Here is a 16,826-nt window from a genome sequence, read left to right on the forward strand (position 1 = left end):
GTCAACCGTTCGTCTTGACCATGGTCGGCCGGGGTGCAAGCCTTCGTGGGTGAAGGTCCGGAACTCGGTGCTGGCGCTCGCCCTGCTGCTCGTGGTCTCGGGCTGCTCCGCCGGTTCGACGGCGTCGGTGAGCACCGGGCCGGACACTCTTTCGGTCGGTTTCTCGGCCGAGCCGCAGAACTTCGACTTCACCCGCACGGACGGCACGGCCATCCCGCAGGCGCTGCTCTACAACGTCTACGAGGGACTGGTGAAACTGGACAGTGGCGGCAACATCGTGCCCCTGCTGGCCCGCTCGTGGACCGTCAGCCCGGATCGCACCACCTACGACTTCCAGCTCGCGCCGGGGGTGAAGTTCAGCAACGGCGCGCCGTTCACCGCTTCCGACGTGAAGTTCTCGATCGACCGCGTGAAGACCGACTGGACCATCTCGATCAAGTCCAAAATGGACGTCGTGGACCACGTCGACGTGGTGGACCCGTCGCACGCGCGCGTGGTGCTGAAGAAACCGAGCAACGGCTGGCTGTTCGACATGACCGGCCGCGTCGGCACGATGTTCAGCCCCACCGGGGTGGGCGATCTGGCGAACACGCCCATCGGCACCGGCCCGTACGTGATGGCGCAGCGCAAGCGTGGCGACTCGATCGTCCTGCGCGAGAATCCGGCGTACTGGGGCGCGAAACCGGCATACGGGACCGTGGTGCTCAAGTACTACAAGGACGCGACCGCGCTCAACAACGCCTTGCTCAGCAACGGGATCGACGTGATCTCCACGGTCGCCGCGCCGGACTCGATCCCGCAGTTCGAGACGGACACCCGGTTCACCGTCCTGCAGGGCACCACGAACAGCGAAGTCGTGCTGTCGTTCAACGGCGCCCGCGCGCCCTTCAACGATGTCCGGGTGCGCCGCGCGCTGACGCTGGCCATCGACCGCAAGGCCCTGCTTGCCACGGCGTGGGCGAACCGCGGCACGCTGATCGGCAGCATGGTCCCGCCGACGGATCCTTGGTACGAGGACCTTTCCGGCTACTACCCGTACGACCCGGCGCAGGCCAAGGCGCTGCTCGCGCAGGCAGGCCAGAGCAACCTCTCGATCCGGCTGCGCATCCCGAACCTGTCCTACGCGACCAACGCCGCGCAGGTGGTGGCCTCCGATCTCGCCGACATCGGGGTGCACGTGACCATCGAGCCGCTGGACTTCCCCGCGGTGTGGCTGAAGCAGGTGTTCACCGACCACGACTTCGACATGTCGATCGTGCAGCACGTGGAGGCGCGGGACATCACCACGTTCGGCAATCCCAAGTACTACTGGGGATACGACAGCCCGCAGGTGCGCCAGTACCTCGCGGCCGCCGACGCCGGCACCCCGCAGCAGCAGATCGACGAGATGCGCCAGGCGGCGCGCACGATCACCGCGGACGCGGCGGCGGACTGGCTGTTCCTCTTCCCGAACGTGGTGGTGGCGAAGAAGAAGGTCACCGGGCTGGCGCGCAACCAGGTCAGCGAGTCCTTTGATCTGACGGGACTCGGGCGCGCATGACCGCGATCCTGCGCAGGCTGGCGATCTTCGTGGTGAGCGTGTTCGTCGCGTCGATCGTGGTGTTCGCCTTCATGGCCGTCCTGCCCGGTGACCCCGCGCAGGTCGCGCTGGGCGTGAACGCGACGCCGGAGCTGCTCGCGAAGACGAGACACGACTTCGGCCTCGACCGCTCGCTGGTCACGCAGTACCTCAGCTGGTTCGGCGGCGTGCTGCACGGGGACTTCGGGCATTCCTACGTGACCGGCGAGGCGATCGGGCCGCAGCTGGTGGACCGCCTCGGCGTGACGTTGTGGCTGGTGGGCGCCGGGATGCTGGTCGCGCTGGTGCTCGCGATCCCGTTCGGCACGCTCGCCGCGACGTGGCACCGGCGGTTCTCCGGCGCCGCGATCTCCGGGATTTCCCAGCTGGGCGTGGCTGTTCCGGCGTTCCTTGCCGGGATCCTGCTGGTGCAAATCTTCGCGGTGCAGCTGCGCTGGCTGCCGTCCGGTGGCTGGACCCCGCCGGATCAGGACGCGGGCGAGTTCGTGCGCGGGCTGATCCTTCCCGCGCTGTCGCTGGGAATCGTGCAGGGCGCCGTGCTCACGCGCTACGTGCGGTCGGCGGTGCTCGACACGCTGGGCCAGGACTACCTCCGCACGGCGCGGTCGAAGGGCCTTCGCCCGTACCCCGCCCTGATGCGGCACGGCCTGCGCAACGCCGCCGTGCCGGTGGTGACGGTGCTGGGCCTGCAGCTGAGCACGTTGCTGATCGGCGCGGTCGTGGTGGAGCGGGTGTTCGTCCTGCCGGGGCTCGGCAGCATGTTGCTCGACTCGGTGTCCTCGCGGGATCTTCTTGCGGTGCAAGGGATCGTGCTCGTGCTGGTGGTGGCGGTGCTGCTGGTGAACTTCCTCGTGGACGTGCTGTACGTGCTGATCGACCCGAGGCTGCGGGTGAGCCGATGAACCGGAATCTCGTGCTCGGCTCGGTGCTCGTCGGGCTCGTGGTGCTCGCCGCGCTGGTGTCTTTCGTGTGGACGCCGCACGATCCGCTGAAGGTGGACGCGGCGGTGCGGCTCATGGGCCCGAGCGGCGATTACTGGTTCGGCACCGACAAGTTCGGCCGCGACGTCTTCTCGCAGATCATGGTCGGCGCGCGGACGACGCTGTACGTCGGCGTGATCGCGGTCGGCGTCGCGGCGGTCATCGGCACCCCGCTCGGGATGCTGGCCGGGATGTCGGGGCACCGTCTCGGCGAGTTCGTCATGCGTGTCAACGATCTCGTGCTCGCCTTCCCCGCGCTGCTGCTGGCGATCATGCTCGGCGCGGTCTACGGCGCGAGCACGCTGACGGCGATGATCGCGATCGGCGTCGCCACGATCCCGTCGTTCGCGCGGATCACGCGCGCGGGCACGTTGCAGGTGATGAGCACCGAGTACGTGCTCGCCGCGCGGGCGGGCGGCCGGTCGCGGGTGTTCATCGCGCGCCGGCACGTGCTGCGGAACATCGCGGGGCTGGTGATCGTGCAGTGCTCGGTCTCGTTCGCGATCGCGGTGCTGGCCGAGGCGGCGTTGTCGTTCCTCGGTTTCGGCACCCGGCCGCCGACCCCGTCGTGGGGGCGGATGCTGCAGGAGTCGCAGGAACTGCTGACGGTGCAGCCGCGGCTGGCGCTGGTGCCCGGCATCGCGATCGCGGTGGCGGTACTGGGTTTCAACCTCCTCGGCGACGGGCTGCGTGACAGGTTCGACCCACGGCTGGAGCGGCGATGATCAGCGTTGCCAACCTGACCGTCTCGAGCGGTGGCCGCGCGCTGGTGCGCGATGTGTCGTTCGAGGTCGGCGCCGGGGAACGGGTCGGGCTGATCGGCGAGTCCGGCTCCGGCAAGTCGCTCACGGCGCTGGCGATCACCGGCCTGCTGCCCGAGGGGCTCCGGGCGGCTGGATCGATTACGTTCCACGGGAAACAACTCGTTGGGACATCGGAACGCCAGATGTCACACCTGCGTGGGGCCGAGCTGGCGATGGTGTTTCAGGAGCCGATGACGGCGCTGAATCCGTTGATGCGAGTGGGAAAACAGGTCGCCGAAGCGATCCGGCTGCACGGCGGAAGAGGCGCGCGAGAAAAGACCGCGGCACTGCTGGAGAAGGTCGGGCTGCCCGACGTCGCGCGGGCGTACCCGCATCAGCTCTCCGGCGGGCAGCGGCAGCGGATCGTGCTGGCCATCGCGCTGGCGAACGACCCCTCGCTGCTGATCTGCGACGAACCCACGACGGCGCTCGATGTGACGGTGCAGGCGCAGATGCTCGAACTGATCCTCGCCGGGGTGGCGGAACGCGATGCCGGGCTGCTGTTCATCACGCATGACCTCGCCGTGGTCGCGAAGGTCTGCGAACGACTGCTGGTGATGCACGAGGGACAGATCGTCGAAGAAGGCTCGACCCGCGCGGTCCTCACCCAGCCGCGGCACGAGTACACGCGGAAGCTGCTTGCCGCCTCGGACTTGGAGGCCGCGTGATCGAGCTGAAGGACGTGCATCGCCGGTACCGCCGGGTGCACGCGCTGCGCGGGGTTTCGCTGGAAGTCCCAGCGGGACAACGGTTCGGCATCGTCGGCGAGTCCGGTTCGGGCAAGTCCACTCTGGTCCGCCTGCTGGCCGGGTTGGACCGTCCGACGTCGGGGGAGATTTCCTTCCAGGGCAGGCGGATCGACGGGCTGCCGGAACGCCGTCTCGGTTTCCTGCGCGAGGCGCTGCAGGTGGTGTTCCAGGATCCGATGGGCTCGCTCGACCCGCGCATGCGCGTGCGCGACATCATCTGCGAACCGCTGGGCCGCACCGATCGCGCCCGCGTCGCGGAGCTGCTGGCCGCGGTCGGGCTGCCCGAAGACAGCGGAGAGCGCTTTCCGCACCAGTTCTCCGGCGGTCAGCGGCAGCGGATTTCGATCGCCCGCGCGCTGGCCCCGCGGCCGCGCGTGCTGGTGGCCGACGAGCCGGTCAGCGCGCTGGATGTGTCCGTGCGCAAGCAGATCCTCGACCTGCTGCGCACCCTCGTCGAGCGGTTCGACCTGACACTCGTGTTCGTGTCGCACGACCTCGCCGTGGTACGCCGGGTTTGTGACAGCGTGGCGGTGATGCGTCGTGGTGAGATCGTGGAACAGGGCACGGTGGCGGAGGTGTACGACACCCCGCGGCACCCGTACACCCGCGAGCTGATCGCCGCCGCCCCGAACCTGCGGGCCGAGCTGGCCCGGCTGAAGGAGGAGCCGTGATCGAGCTGACCGCGACGGAACTGCTGCGCCACTATCGCGAATCGGGTCTTTCGCCGGTCGAGGTCACCGAGGCGGTGCTGGAGCGGATCGACCGGCTGGAGCCGGAGCTGCACGCCCTTTACGCCTATCACCCCGAGCACGCGCGGGCCGCGGCGAAGCAGTCCGAACAGCGCTGGCGCACCGGAACAGCGGGCCCGCTCGACGGAATTCCGTTGACCCTCAAGGAAAACATCGCCACCAAGGGCACGCCGGTGCCGCTCGGCACGGCCGCCACCGAGCTGGTGCCCGCGGCCGAGGACGCGCCGGCCGCCGCGCGGGTGCTCGAGGCCGGGGCGGTCCTGCTCGCCAAGACCACGATGCCGGACTTCGGGATGCTCACGTCCGGCCGCTCGAGTTTCCACACGGCCAGCCGTAATCCGTGGGACACCAGCCGGACACCGGGCGGCTCCAGCGCCGGTGCCGCCGCGGCGGCCGCCGCCGGCTATGGGCCGCTCCACGTGGGAACGGACATCGGCGGCTCGATCCGGCTGCCGGCCGGGTGGTGCGGCCTCGTCGGGTTCAAGCCGAGTTTCGGCCGGGTGCCGGTCGATCCGCCGTACATCGGCCGCGTCGCCGGGCCGTTGACCCGCACTGTCGCGGACGCGGCGTTGCTGATGGGCGTGCTCGCCCAACCCGATCCGCGCGACCACATGTCCTTGCCGCCCAGCGAAATCCCGTGGTCCGAGCTCGACTGCGAGCTCGCGGGACTGCGCGTCGGGTTGCAGCTCGACGCGGGCGTCGGCCTGCCCGTGGAGCCGGAAATCGCCGCTGCCGTCGCCGAAGCGGCCCGTGTCTTCGAGTCGGCAGGAGCGATCGTGGAGCCGGTCGAGCCGTTCCTGACCCGCGAGATGCTCGACGGCCTCGACACGTTCTGGCGCGTGCGCGCGTGGTCCGACATGAGCGGGCTCCCGCCGGAAAGGCAGGCGAAAGTGCTGCCGTACATCGCGGACTGGGCTCGCGGCGGGGCGGAAGTCGACGGGCTCGCGACCTACCGCGGCTTCGCGCAGATCGACGCGATGAGCGCCGCCACGGTGCGGGCGACCGAAAAGTTCGATTTCGTCCTTTCGCCAACGTGCCCGGCCGGGCCGCCGCCCGCGGACTGGGCCTCGCCGACGAACGATCCGGCGCGCCCGTTCGAGCACATCGCCTTCACCGTGCCCTACAACATGTCCGGTCAGCCCGCGGTATCGGTGAACTGCGGCTACACCGCGGCGGGCCTGCCGATCGGGCTGCAACTCGCCGGGCGGCGCTTCGATGATGCCGGGGTGTTGCGAACGGCTGCAGCATTCGAAGGAATTCAGGGCCCGGCACGCTCTCCGGAGGTGTAATCGGCGGCCGAACTTGAGACCATCGTCTCATGCGCATGGTCTACACCGGAGCCGACGAAGAGGACTTCATCGACGCCCGTGAGCGCCTGCTCGTCGAACTCGACGCGTGGTCGCAGATGCGGCAGCGGATGATCGATCCCGTGGTGGCCGGCGCCATGCTCGACTACCGGTTCGAACGGGACGGGATGCTCGGCCGATGGTCGCGCGAGGTGCTGCGCGGCGCGCTGCTCACCTGGTTCCCGCGCAAGGTCGTACTGCTCGATCCGCATTCGACGGCGGTGCTGTCGACCGTCGAATCGTTGCTCGACTTCTTCGACGACGCGGATCTGTTCGACGAGCGCAGCGAACCGCCGTCGGTGCTGCGTTCGTTCGTGCGCGGCATCGCCGACGAGTTCGACGAGGCGATGAACGAGCCCGCCAACTACGGGCTGGCCAAGTTCTGGGCCGTGGCGATGGCCGAGCACGGCATCGACCCGCTCGACGAGCAGGCCGCGCAGGCGTTCATCGACCAGGTGCAGCAGGGCGAGGTCGAGGTCGACCAGGTGCTGCTGCACGAGATCGCGTACCGGCACTACGAGGGCGACCCCGAGGTGGAGCCGCTCGACCCGACGCCGGTGTTCGCGCTGACCACGGACGAAGAGCTGACGGCGGAAGCCGCGGCCACCACGGTGGTGCGGGTGTTGCGCCGCTTCGTCGACTGGGTCGGCGAAGGCCGCGAGCTGGCCCCGAAGGGCAGGCTCGCCGAGGCGGACTCCCGTGAGCTGGCCGAACGCCTGGCGATGGACGACCCGGGCGAGGTCGTGTCGCTGGCCAAGACGGCCGGCGTCGTCCGGGTTCTCAAAGGCCGGCTGGTGCGGGTGAAGCGCGCGGCGCCGCTGCTCGACAATCCGCTCGCGCTGTGGCGCGCCGCCGTTCCGCACGCGGTCGCCGACCACAGCGAGCCGGTGCGCCGCCGCGCCGCGGACAGGCAGCTGGCGTACGAACTGATGGAGTCGATCCAGGCCGATCACGACTGCGCGACCGTGCCGATGCTCGTGGAGATCCTGGACGACCTCGCCGATCTCGCGTGGCGCTCGGCCGACGCGGCGCCCGTGTTGAGGGTGGTGCACCGGCTGAGCCTGTACGGACTGGTGGAAATCGCCCCGGCGACGGAGGAGCACTACGAGGACCTGATCGATTTCTCCGGTGTGGACTCGGTGGAAGAGGTCCCGGAGGAGGAACGGCAGGTCGTGCGGATGCTGCCGTTGGGCACGCGCGCGATGTACGAAGCGCGCGTCGCGGCGGGGGTGCCCACGCTGACGCTGCAGGATCTGGCCGAAGAGACGGCCGAGGTGTTCTTCGCCCGTATCGCGCCGCTGCCGCGCGAAGCGTTCGAGGAAGGCGCGCGGCTGTGGCTTCAGGCGCGCGCCGCGAGCCGTGCGATAGCCGAGCTGACCGAGTTGGCCCGCCGCACGGACGATTTCGAGCACCGGATGCTGGCGTTCCAGCTCCTTGCCGAGTACGGCGAAGCGGGTGTGACGGCGATAGACGAACTGCGCGAGCACTCCGCCGCCGGTCCCGCCGCGCTGAGCTGGCTGCTCGACGCCGGCCTGATCGACTCCAGCGAGGTGCACGGCCGCGAGCGCACGTACAGCATGGTCGACGTGCTGGCGAGCGGAATCCGTTCAGCAGGGCGGAAAAAGGCCCTGGAGGAGTTCGCCGCGCAACCCCGCCCCGCACAGCTGCTGTTCCTCGCCGACGCGACGATCTGCGGTCACCCCAGCACCCGCGAGGTGCTGGAGTCGATGGTGGTCGCGCATCCGGACCGGATGGTCTCGAACGCGGCGCGCAAGGCGCTCGACTGGCTCCACGAGGAGGACTGAGCCTGCTCTGTCCACACTGGACAGAGCAGGCGTCCCGCGTCAGGCGCCGAAGGCCTCGGCCAGTGCGAGTACCCGCTGTGCGTTGTCCACATGCAGGTTTTCGATCATCCGGCCGTCCACCGTGACCACCCCGCGGCCCTCGGCCTTGGCCTCGTCGAACGCGGCGATGATCTTGCGGGCCTGCTCGACCTCCGCCTCGGACGGGGCGAAGATCCGGTTGCACGGCTCGATCTGGCCGGGGTGGATCAGCGTTTTGCCGTCGAAGCCGTACTCCCGGCCCTGCCGGCATTCCGCCTCGAACCCCTCGGTGTCCTTCACGTCGTTGTAGACGCCGTCGAGGATCACCTTGCCGGTCGCCCTGGCGGCGAGCAGGCACAGCGAAAGCGCGCCGAGCAACGGCCCGCGGCCCGGCACGAACTCCGCGTGCAGCTCCTTGGCCAGGTCGTTCGTGCCCATCACCAGCACGGTCAGCCGGTCGCTCGCCGCGGCGATCTCCTCGGCGTGCAGCATCGCGACCGGGGTTTCGACCATCGCCCAGATCTTGGTGTGCTCCGGCGCCCCGCCGAGCTCCAGCGCGCGCTCGATGTTGTGCACCTCGCGAGCCGAGTTCACCTTCGGCACGACGACCGCCGCCGGGCCGGCCTGCGCGGCCGCACGGAGGTCCGCGTCGTGCCATTCGGTATCGAGCCCGTTGACGCGGATGGTGACTTCGCGCTTGCCGTACTCACCGGAAGAAGCGGCCGCGCAAACGCGTTCACGTGCGGCTTCCTTCGCGTCCGGTGCGACGGCGTCCTCGAGGTCGAGTATGAGCGCGTCGGCTGGGAGTGCCTTCGCCTTCTCCAGCGCGCGTTCGTTCGCGCCCGGCATGTAGAGCACCGATCTGCGCGGTTTGACCTCGGTCACGCGAGGGCCTCCTTCGTTGCTTCGTCGTACGCCTTCGCCAGTTCCGGGTCACGCTCGGCCAGCGCGTCGGCCAGCTCCGCGACCACCCGGCACTGTTTGTACGAGGCGTCGTCCTGCATCTTCCCGTCGATCATGACCGCACCCGTGCCGTCACCCATCTCGGCGATCACCCGGCGGGCCCACGCCACGTCCGCGGGCGCCGGCGAGAACACCTTCTTCGCGATGTCGATCTGTACCGGGTGCAGCGACCAGGCGCCGACACAGCCGAGCAGGAACGCGTTGCGGAACTGGTCTTCGCAGGCCACGACGTCGCGGATGTCCCCGAACGGGCCGTAGTAGGGCAGGATCCCGTGCATCGCGCAGGCGTCGACCATCCGCGCGACCGTGTAGTGCCACAGGTCCTGCTGGTAGGTGGTGCGCCCGGCATTCAGGTCCTCGCCCGTGGGGTCGGTGCGCACGAGGTACCCGGGGTGCCCGCCGCCGACGCGAGTGGTCTTCATCCGGCGGCTCGCCGCGAGGTCCGCGGGACCGAGCGAGATGCCCTGCATCCGGGGGCTCGCCCCGGCGATCTCCTCGACGTTCGCGACGCCGCTCGCCGTCTCCAGGATCGCGTGCACCAGCAGCGGTTTCGTCAGCCCGGCGCGCGCTTCGAGCTGGGCGAGCAGCCGGTCGACGTAGTGGATGTCCTGCGCGCCCTCGACCTTCGGCACCATGATCACGTCGAGTTTGTCGCCGATCTCGGTGACCAGGGTGACCAGGTCGTCGAGCACCCACGGCGAGTCGAGGCTGTTGACCCGCGTCCACAGCTGCGTGCCGCCGAAGTCGGTGGCCTTCGCGATGGTGACGAGGCCGTTGCGGGCGGCCTCCTTGCGGTCCGCGCGCACGGCGTCCTCGAGGTTGCCGAGCAGCACGTCCACTTTCTTCGCGATGTCCGGCACCTTGGCCGCCATCTTCTCGTTGCTCGGGTCGAAGAAGTGGATCATCCGCGAGGGCAGCGCGGGGATTTCGCGGACCGGCTCCGGTGCGCCGACCGCGAGTGGCGCGAAGAAGTCCTTCGGCGAGCGCATCGATCCTCCTGACATCTGTAACTGGCCAGTAACCCTAACCTCGATCCAGGGGGAACCGCTGCGGCGAAACTCACCTCAGAGTCCCGTGGACGGATGGTCGTTGCCCGGTTTCACCGAGATCAGAGCACTGGGCGAAGGTGGCTTCGGCCGTGTCGTGCTGGCGAGACACGACGGCTCGGGCACCTTGGTGGCCATCAAGTACCTGTTCGGGCACTACCTGCGCGACCCGGCGCGCCTCGCCGCGTTCCGCCGTGAGGCCGAGATCCTCAGTCGCGTCCCGAGCGAACACATCACCCGGTTGTACGAGTTCGTGGAGACGCCGCACGGCGCGGCGATCGTCATGGAGGCCGTGCGCGGGGTGCCGTTGCGCGAGCTGATGCTCGTCGACGGACGGCTCGCTCCCGAAGCGGCGCTGGCCGTGTTGAAGGGCTCTCTGCTCGGGCTCGCCGACGCGCACCGGGTGGGTATCGTGCACCGGGATTACAAACCCGACAACGTGCTGGTCGGCCCGGACCGCGAGAGCAAGCTGGTCGACTTCGGCATCGCGACGCTCGCCGGGGAGACGGGCCTCCCGATCGGCACCCCGGCGTACATGGCGCCGGAGCAGTGGAACGGGCTACCCGCCAGCCCGGCTACGGACGTTTACGCGGCGACGGCGGTCTTCTTCCAGGGAGTGACCGGCCGCAAACCGTTCGCCGCGGAGGACACCGAGACCCTGCGCGACATGCACGAGAACGCGCCGATCCCGCTGGAGATGGCGCCGGAACCGGTGCGCCCGCTGATCGCCCGCGGCATGGCGAAGAACGCCGAGGCCCGGCCCGGTGGCGCGGCGGAGTTCGTCGGCGATCTCGAAACAGCGGCCGTCGCCGCGTACGGCGAGGATTGGGAGGAGCGCGGCCTGGCCCGGCTCGCCCAGCGCGCCGGAGTGCTACTCGCCTTGTCTCCCTTGGCTTTGCTCACCGTCGGCACCGCTGCCGCGCCGACCGTCGGCGCCGGGGCCGCGGCCGGCACAGCGGTGGCCGGGACAGCCGGAGCCGGCACGGCTGCCACGGCCGCGGGGCTGCTGGCCGGGGGAAAGATCGCGGCGATCGTCGGCGCGGTGGTCGCGGCCGCCGTGGCTGCGGTGGTCGTGGTCTCGGTGAACAGCGATCCGGCGCCGCCGCTCGCCGTGAACCTCAAGACCAGGACGGGAACCGAGGACAACTTCGACGTCAACGCCCAGTACGCCGAGGTCACCGGCATCAGCGACCCGGCGTTGCAGCAGCGGATCAACGCGGCGCTCACCGCGCCGCTCGACGAGTGGATCTCCTACGTCCGGGAGGGAGCGCTGGAGCGCGAGCCGGACGGCAGCCGGGCCCACGTCGGCAACGGCGTGAAGATCGACCGGCAGGACGCCAAGGTGCTTTCGGTGCACTACGACCTGACCGTCGACTCGACCCAGTTCGGCGTCCACGGTGGGTACGACACGAAGCTGCTCAACATCGATCTCCGCACCGGGAAGGTGATCACGGCAGGTGACGTGTTCACCGGCATCGCCACGAGCCAGGCCGCGATTTCGGAACTCGAGCAACGGATCCTCGCGCACGCGCCGGGCGGGTACTGCTCCGGCGAGAGCGGGCCGTCCGTCGGACTGCAGCCCGACGTCCTCCAGGAGTACACCATCGGCGGCTCGCCGGCGCTGCAGATCGCCTTCACCCCGCAAGGAGTCGACTTCAGCGTCTTCGCGGCCGCGATCGGCTACTCGTACGCGTGCGGTGTGCCCGAGTTCGTGGTTCCCTACCAGGAGGTTTCCGATCTTCTGACGCCCGAGGGACGGGCGCTGCTGCCGGGCAACTGAGCCAAAACGTCCACAGTGGACGAAACCGCGGATTGCTCCGTTCGGCGGTACGGAGATCGGCTGGGTAACGCCGTTCGGCTGGCCCTCACCCGTTCGGAAGCAGGGTCGGACTGAAGTCCGTCGACCGCTTATCGACCGGTCACCGACCGTTGGGCGCCGCCGATCGCAGCTGTTCCGCCGACCCGAAGACCCGCGGCCCTAGCACTGGTAGTCAAGTCATGTGCCACTTTTCACGAGGGGGAGCGGCACGGAAGACGAAGCAGGGCAGAAGGAGGCGGAGTCGTGGCGGTTACACCAGGACACACCGGGGATGCGGTGGTGGCTGGGGGAACCCGGTCTTTCCCAACCCGGGCGGTGCCGCGCGTCGAGCTTCCGGCGAGTACGTCGTATCTGGCCGGCGCCGCCGCGGCGCAGCTGGGCTGGGAAGGTGTGGTGCTGCCCGAGGTCACCATCCTCGGCCGCCGCGTCTGCGTCGTCGCCAAGCTGCGCACCGACGTCCACGCCGAGCGGATCGCCGTGGGCATCGGCCCGGTGACCGACCGCACCACGGTCGCCACGTGGACCTGGCCCGAGTTCGCTCGCACCGCGCCCGCCCCCGCCGCGGAGATCGTCGGCGTGCTGTCCGTCGCGCGGCACTGGCGCACCGGCATGGCGTCCGTGGTCCCGTTCTCCCGCTACGGCGAGGCGGCGATGCTCCTGCCGACGTCGGCGGTGCTGTCGAAGGACTATGTGGACAGCTGCCTGCCGCGCGCCCGCTCCTACGGCATCGCGGTGGTCTCCGCCGACGAACACGCCAATGTGGAGCGTGACATCCCCGGCCGCCCGGAGCGCACCCTGCTCCCGCAGGACTCGGTTTCCCGCTGGATCAACGAGATGGTGTACGAGCAGCTGCTGGCGTCCTACGACCTGCCGGTGGCCTAGGGGGTGTCCTCAAAGCCTGGTCGATGGGCTTGGTGATCCAGGTGGTTCCTGGCGGTGCCGGGGATTCTCCCTCGTACCGGGTTGTACTCGGGTGAATCACCGGTGCCCGCCAGGGGCCGCCTGGGCGCCAAGAGCGCGAATGAGGCTTTGAGGACGCCCCCTCGGTACAGTCGGCGGTATGCGAGTCGTCATTGCCGGAGGACACGGGAAGATCGCGCTGCACCTCGAGCGGCAGCTGGCCGCCAGCGGTGACCAGGCGGTGGGCATCATCCGGAACGCCGCGCAGGCGGAGGATCTGCGCGCGGTGAGCGCGGAGCCCGTCGTGCTGGACCTGGAGAACAGCACCGCGGCCGAGGTCGCGGAGGTCCTCAAGGGCGCCGACGCCGCGGTGTTCGCGGCGGGCGCCGGGCCGGGCAGTGGCGCGGAGCGCAAGCAGACGGTGGATCTCGGCGCCGCCGCCCTCTTCGCGGAGGCGGCCGAGCTGGCCGGGGTTTCGCGGCACGTGCAGATCGGCTCGATGGGCGTCGGCCGTCCGCCGCGCCCCGGCACCGACGAGGTTTTCGCCGCGTACCTGAAGGCCAAGGAAGCCGCCGAGGACGATCTGCGCACGCGCCAATTGGACTGGACCATTCTCCGGCCAGGCAGGCTCACCGACGAGCCGGCCACCGGCGAAGTGCACATCGCCGAATCCGTGGACTACGGCGAGATCCCGCGCGAGGATGTGGCCGCGTTGATCATCGCCCTGCTGGAGGAGCAGCGCAGCGTCCGCCGCACCTTCGAAGCGGTCGGGGGTAACACCCCGATAGCGGAGGCCGTCGTCCGCCTGTGATCCGTCCTTTCAGGACGATCGGCCGAGCACCCGCTCCAGATAGGGATTGCCGAAAACCCCGGCGGGGTCCACTTCATCGCGTACGCGCACGAAGTCGTCGAAGTGCGGGTACAGCTTCTGCAGCGCGGCGGCGTCCAGGTTGTGCATCTTCCCCCAGTGCGGCCTGCCGCCGACCTCGGCGGCGATCGCCGCGAACCCGGCGAAGTACTCCAGGTACGGCATGCCGACGAACTGGTGGATCGCGATGTACGCCGAGTCGCGGCCGTTCGCCGTGGAAAGCCAGATGTCGTCGGCCGCGGCCACCCGCACCTCCACCGGGAAGGCGACCGGATTTTCCAGTCGTGGCACCAGATTCCGCAGTTCGCGCAGGACGTGGTGCACGGATTCGCGCGGCACGGCGAACTCCGACTCGACGAACCGCACCCCGCGGTGGGTCACGAACACGCGGTGCGAATGGTCGCTGTACTCGCGCGCGGACAGCACGGCCGAGGCGAACCTCCCGAGTGGACGGACGAGCCGCGGCACGGTCCGGCCGATCCGGCACAGCGTGCCGAACGCGACGTTCTCCATGATCTCGTAGTCGACGAACTGCTTGGCCCGGCCGAGCGGTTTCCGCTCGCTGCCAGCCGGCAGCCGGTTGTTCCGCTTGACCAGCGCGTTGCTGCCGTACGGGAACCAGTAGAACTCGAAGTGGTCGTTGCCGTCGGCGAACTCGTCGAAGCCCTCCAGCACCTGCTCCAGCGGCTCCGGCCGTTCCTGCGCGGACAACAGGAATGACGGCTCGCACTGCAGGGTCACGTGGGTGAGCACGCCGAGCGCGCCGAGGCCGACCCGCGCCGCGTGGAACAGCTCCGGCCGCCGTTCCGCCGAGCACGTGACCACCGAACCGTCGGCGAGCACCAGTTCCAGCTGCACGATCTGGGTGGCCAGCCCGCCGAGCTTCGCGCCGGTGCCGTGGGTGCCGGTCGACACCGCGCCCGCGATGGTCTGCGCGTCGATGTCGCCGAGGTTCGTCATCGCCAGCCCGAGCGCGTCGAGTTCGGCGTTGAGCTGGTGCAGCGGAGTCCCCGAGCGCACGGTGACGCGATGGGAGTCGGCGTCGACCGAGGTGATCCCGGCCCACTGGGTCAGGTCCATCGCGTCCGAGTCCGCGACGGCGATCGGCGTGAACGAATGCCCGCTGCCTCGCGCGCGCAGCCGCCTGCCGTCGACGGCGACACCCGTCACGACCTCCGCGATTTCGGCCACGCTGCGCGGCGTGTGCACCCGTCGCGGGTCGGCCGTGGCGGTGCCGGCCCAGTTGGTCCACCGGTTCATCGGGCCTCACCTGTCCAAGTCGAATGCAAGAGACCGTAAGTGAAGAGTATTCGCGTTTCAAGGGTTCTTGCCGTACCGTACTGCGCATGACCTTGCCGAACGCGGCAGCATATGACCTGGCCACGAAGGATTTCGACGCTCCGCTGGCCATCGTCGACCTGCCCGCGTTCGACGCCAACGCCGCCGATCTCGTCCGCCGCGCCGACGGGTTGCCGATCCGGCTGGTCAGCAAATCCGTCCGCTGCCGCTACCTGATCGAACGCGGGCTCGCGAAGCCAGGGTTCGCCGGGCTGATGTGCTATTCGCTGCGTGAAGCGCTGTGGCACGCGAAGCTCGGGACCAGCGAAGACATCCTGGTCGCGTACCCGACGGTGGACCACGACGCGCTGCGCCGGCTGGCCGCCGACGACCACGCGCTCGCCACGATCACGATCATGGTCGACTCCGCGGAGCATCTCGACGTGGTGGACAGCGCCACCGGTCCGGACCACCCGGAGATCAGGGTCTGCCTCGAACTCGACGCCTCGTGGCGTCCGCTGCCGACGCTGCACGTCGGCACCAGGCGGTCGCCGGTCTTCACGCCGGGCCAAGCCGTGGCCGTCGCCCGGACAGTGTTGCGCCGCAAGGGTTTCCGGCTCGTCGGACTGATGGCCTACGAGGGGCAGATCGCCGGCCTCCCGGACGCGGCAGGCAGCCGCACCGACCGGCTCGTCCGGTGGATGCAGCGCCGCTCGGCGCGCGAGCTCGCCCGCCGCCGCGCGGAAGCCGTGCGCCTCGTGCGGGAGATCGCCGACCTCGAGTTCGTCAACGGCGGCGGTTCCGGCAGCATCGAGCGGACCCGCGCGGAGTCGGTGGTGACCGAGGTGGCGGCGGGGTCCGGGCTGATCGGCTCGACCCTGTTCGACGGCTACACGAGCTTCAGCCCGCGGCCGGCCGCGCTGTTCGCACTCCCAGTTGTCCACAAGCCGACCCGGCGGATCGCCACCCTGTTCGCGGGCGGGTACATCGCCTCCGGGCCGGCCGCGGAATCGCGGCTGCCGTCCCCGTGGCTGCCAGCCGGGCTGAAGCTGCTCGGCTTCGAGGGCGCCGGTGAAGTGCAGACGCCGGTGACCGGGAAAGCGGCCCGTGACCTGCGGCTGGGCGATCGGGTGTGGCTCCGCCACGCGAAGGCGGGCGAGCTCGCCGAGCGGTTCGACCACTACCACATCGTCGCGGACGGGCAACTGGAGCGCACCGTGCCGACCTACCGCGGGGAGCGGCAGAACTTCGGGTAGCCGACGGTCCACATATCCACAGGCCTGTGGACTACTCTCCGAGCCTGCTCGCGAGGTATCCCTTGATCAGATGCTTGGCTTCGTCCACAATCTCCGGGTCGCCGTCGGGGTCCCGGTGAAAGGCCAGCTTCAGCACCGCGTCGGCCGCCTCGATGGCCACCGTGATCGCCAGCGAAAGCCGTTCGCCTGGCGTCTCGATGTACTTGCGCACCAGTTCGGTCAGCGAGTCCGCGATGACCTTGTTGTTGTCGCGGCTGTCGTCGAGGAGCTGCCTGTCCACCACGTCACCGAAGTGCACCTTCGAGAAACCGGGGATCCGCCGGTGCATGTCGAGGTAGATGTCGAGGATCGAGTCGACCACGTCCCACCAGTGGCCGGGGTCCTCGCCAGCCAGCCGTTCGCTCACCGCGGCGACGAACCTGTCCAGGTTGCGCTGGGTCAGCGCCTGCACCACGGCCCGCTTGTCCGGGAAGAACTGGTAGAGCGAACCGACGGCGACCCCGGCCCGTTTCGCGATCAGGGTGGTGGTCAACGAGTCGTACCCGACCTCGTCGATGAGCAGCGCGCTGGCGTCCAGCATCTGCTCCACTCTTCGCGCGCTGCGCTGCTGTACCGGTTGCCGGCGCAGCGGCGTCGCCTGGGTCTCCGACACTGATGCTCCTTCTGG

At 69.6% G+C, this 16,826-nt stretch carries 15 protein-coding genes; 11 read left to right on the plus strand and 4 right to left on the minus strand.

All coding sequences use genetic code 11. From position 1 onward, the window contains the following. Positions 1-49: 49 nt before the first annotated feature. The 7 genes from FPZ12_RS00575 to FPZ12_RS00605 are packed head-to-tail and all read left to right on the plus strand — an operon-like array spanning position 50 to position 8,011. Positions 50-1,540 carry an ABC transporter substrate-binding protein gene (locus FPZ12_RS00575; RefSeq protein WP_243769597.1) on the plus strand — a complete coding sequence of 497 codons (1,491 nt, stop codon included), beginning with the start codon at positions 50-52 and terminating at the stop codon, positions 1,538-1,540. Beyond that, a complete protein-coding gene (locus FPZ12_RS00580; RefSeq protein WP_144745394.1) occupies positions 1,537-2,481 on the plus strand; it encodes an ABC transporter permease in 945 nt (314 codons plus the stop codon). The genes FPZ12_RS00575 and FPZ12_RS00580 overlap by 4 nt, the downstream gene beginning before the upstream one ends. After that, positions 2,478-3,284: an ABC transporter permease gene (locus FPZ12_RS00585; protein WP_144745395.1), complete on the plus strand. Its 807-nt coding sequence runs from the start codon at positions 2,478-2,480 to the stop codon at positions 3,282-3,284. The genes FPZ12_RS00580 and FPZ12_RS00585 overlap by 4 nt, the downstream gene beginning before the upstream one ends. Further along, positions 3,281-4,030, plus strand: a complete 750-nt coding sequence (locus FPZ12_RS00590; RefSeq protein ID WP_144745396.1) for an ATP-binding cassette domain-containing protein — start codon at positions 3,281-3,283, stop codon at positions 4,028-4,030. The genes FPZ12_RS00585 and FPZ12_RS00590 overlap by 4 nt, the downstream gene beginning before the upstream one ends. Then, positions 4,027-4,782 carry an ABC transporter ATP-binding protein gene (locus FPZ12_RS00595; RefSeq protein ID WP_144745397.1) on the plus strand — a complete coding sequence of 252 codons (756 nt, stop codon included), beginning with the start codon at positions 4,027-4,029 and terminating at the stop codon, positions 4,780-4,782. Before FPZ12_RS00590 ends, FPZ12_RS00595 begins: the two co-directional genes overlap by 4 nt. Next, complete coding sequence (locus tag FPZ12_RS00600; RefSeq protein ID WP_144745398.1) at positions 4,779-6,149, plus strand: amidase; 1,371 nt, start codon at positions 4,779-4,781, stop codon at positions 6,147-6,149. Before FPZ12_RS00595 ends, FPZ12_RS00600 begins: the two co-directional genes overlap by 4 nt. A gap of 29 nt (positions 6,150-6,178) precedes the next feature. Continuing rightward, positions 6,179-8,011 carry a hypothetical protein gene (locus FPZ12_RS00605; protein WP_144745399.1) on the plus strand — a complete coding sequence of 611 codons (1,833 nt, stop codon included), beginning with the start codon at positions 6,179-6,181 and terminating at the stop codon, positions 8,009-8,011. Positions 8,012-8,050: 39 nt separating this feature from the next. Here the strand turns inward: FPZ12_RS00605 and FPZ12_RS00610 are convergent, their stop codons facing one another. Next, complete coding sequence (locus FPZ12_RS00610; protein WP_144745400.1) at positions 8,051-8,914, minus strand: HpcH/HpaI aldolase/citrate lyase family protein; 864 nt, start codon at positions 8,912-8,914, stop codon at positions 8,051-8,053. Further along, positions 8,911-9,981 carry an HpcH/HpaI aldolase/citrate lyase family protein gene (locus FPZ12_RS00615; protein WP_144745401.1) on the minus strand — a complete coding sequence of 357 codons (1,071 nt, stop codon included), beginning with the start codon at positions 9,979-9,981 and terminating at the stop codon, positions 8,911-8,913. Before FPZ12_RS00615 ends, FPZ12_RS00610 begins: the two co-directional genes overlap by 4 nt. A 100-nt stretch (positions 9,982-10,081) precedes the next feature. Between FPZ12_RS00615 and FPZ12_RS45960 the strand changes: the two genes are divergently transcribed. The 3 genes from FPZ12_RS45960 (at position 10,082) to FPZ12_RS00630 (ending at position 13,568) form a co-directional block, all read left to right on the plus strand. Next, positions 10,082-11,818, plus strand: coding sequence for a serine/threonine-protein kinase (locus FPZ12_RS45960; protein ID WP_208025689.1), 1,737 nt, complete (start codon positions 10,082-10,084; stop codon positions 11,816-11,818). A gap of 282 nt (positions 11,819-12,100) precedes the next feature. Beyond that, positions 12,101-12,739 carry a hypothetical protein gene (locus tag FPZ12_RS00625; RefSeq protein WP_144745402.1) on the plus strand — a complete coding sequence of 213 codons (639 nt, stop codon included), beginning with the start codon at positions 12,101-12,103 and terminating at the stop codon, positions 12,737-12,739. A gap of 178 nt (positions 12,740-12,917) precedes the next feature. Then, positions 12,918-13,568: an NAD(P)H-binding protein gene (locus FPZ12_RS00630; protein WP_144745403.1), complete on the plus strand. Its 651-nt coding sequence runs from the start codon at positions 12,918-12,920 to the stop codon at positions 13,566-13,568. A 9-nt stretch (positions 13,569-13,577) separates the two neighbouring features. Here the strand turns inward: FPZ12_RS00630 and FPZ12_RS00635 are convergent, their stop codons facing one another. Continuing rightward, positions 13,578-14,885, minus strand: a complete 1,308-nt coding sequence (locus FPZ12_RS00635; protein WP_144745404.1) for a D-arabinono-1,4-lactone oxidase — start codon at positions 14,883-14,885, stop codon at positions 13,578-13,580. Between the two features lie 86 nt (positions 14,886-14,971). Between FPZ12_RS00635 and FPZ12_RS00640 the strand changes: the two genes are divergently transcribed. Continuing rightward, on the plus strand, positions 14,972-16,159 hold the full coding sequence (locus tag FPZ12_RS00640) for an amino acid deaminase/aldolase (protein ID WP_144745405.1): 1,188 nt from the start codon (positions 14,972-14,974) through the stop codon (positions 16,157-16,159). 31 nt (positions 16,160-16,190) lie between these two features. Here FPZ12_RS00640 and FPZ12_RS00645 read toward each other — a convergent pair whose 3' ends face one another. Further along, complete coding sequence (locus tag FPZ12_RS00645) at positions 16,191-16,811, minus strand: TetR family transcriptional regulator (protein WP_144745406.1); 621 nt, start codon at positions 16,809-16,811, stop codon at positions 16,191-16,193. Between the last annotated feature and the right edge of the window lie 15 nt (positions 16,812-16,826).

The sequence above is a fragment of the Amycolatopsis acidicola genome (assembly GCF_007713735.2).
Classification (GTDB): domain Bacteria; phylum Actinomycetota; class Actinomycetes; order Mycobacteriales; family Pseudonocardiaceae; genus Amycolatopsis_E; species Amycolatopsis_E acidicola.

Excerpts from the sequence above, each read along its gene's own strand:
- FPZ12_RS00640 (WP_144745405.1), top strand. The coding sequence starts at position 14,972 with ATGACCTTGCCGAACGCGGCAGCATATGACCTGGCCACGAAGGATTTC.
- FPZ12_RS00615 (WP_144745401.1), bottom strand. The coding sequence starts at position 9,981 with ATGCGCTCGCCGAAGGACTTCTTCGCGCCACTCGCGGTCGGCGCACCG.
- FPZ12_RS00590 (WP_144745396.1), top strand. The coding sequence starts at position 3,281 with ATGATCAGCGTTGCCAACCTGACCGTCTCGAGCGGTGGCCGCGCGCTG.
- FPZ12_RS00605 (WP_144745399.1), top strand. The coding sequence starts at position 6,179 with ATGCGCATGGTCTACACCGGAGCCGACGAAGAGGACTTCATCGACGCC.
- FPZ12_RS00585 (WP_144745395.1), top strand. The coding sequence starts at position 2,478 with ATGAACCGGAATCTCGTGCTCGGCTCGGTGCTCGTCGGGCTCGTGGTG.
- FPZ12_RS00630 (WP_144745403.1), top strand. The coding sequence starts at position 12,918 with ATGCGAGTCGTCATTGCCGGAGGACACGGGAAGATCGCGCTGCACCTC.
- FPZ12_RS00635 (WP_144745404.1), bottom strand. The coding sequence starts at position 14,885 with ATGAACCGGTGGACCAACTGGGCCGGCACCGCCACGGCCGACCCGCGA.
- FPZ12_RS00580 (WP_144745394.1), top strand. The coding sequence starts at position 1,537 with ATGACCGCGATCCTGCGCAGGCTGGCGATCTTCGTGGTGAGCGTGTTC.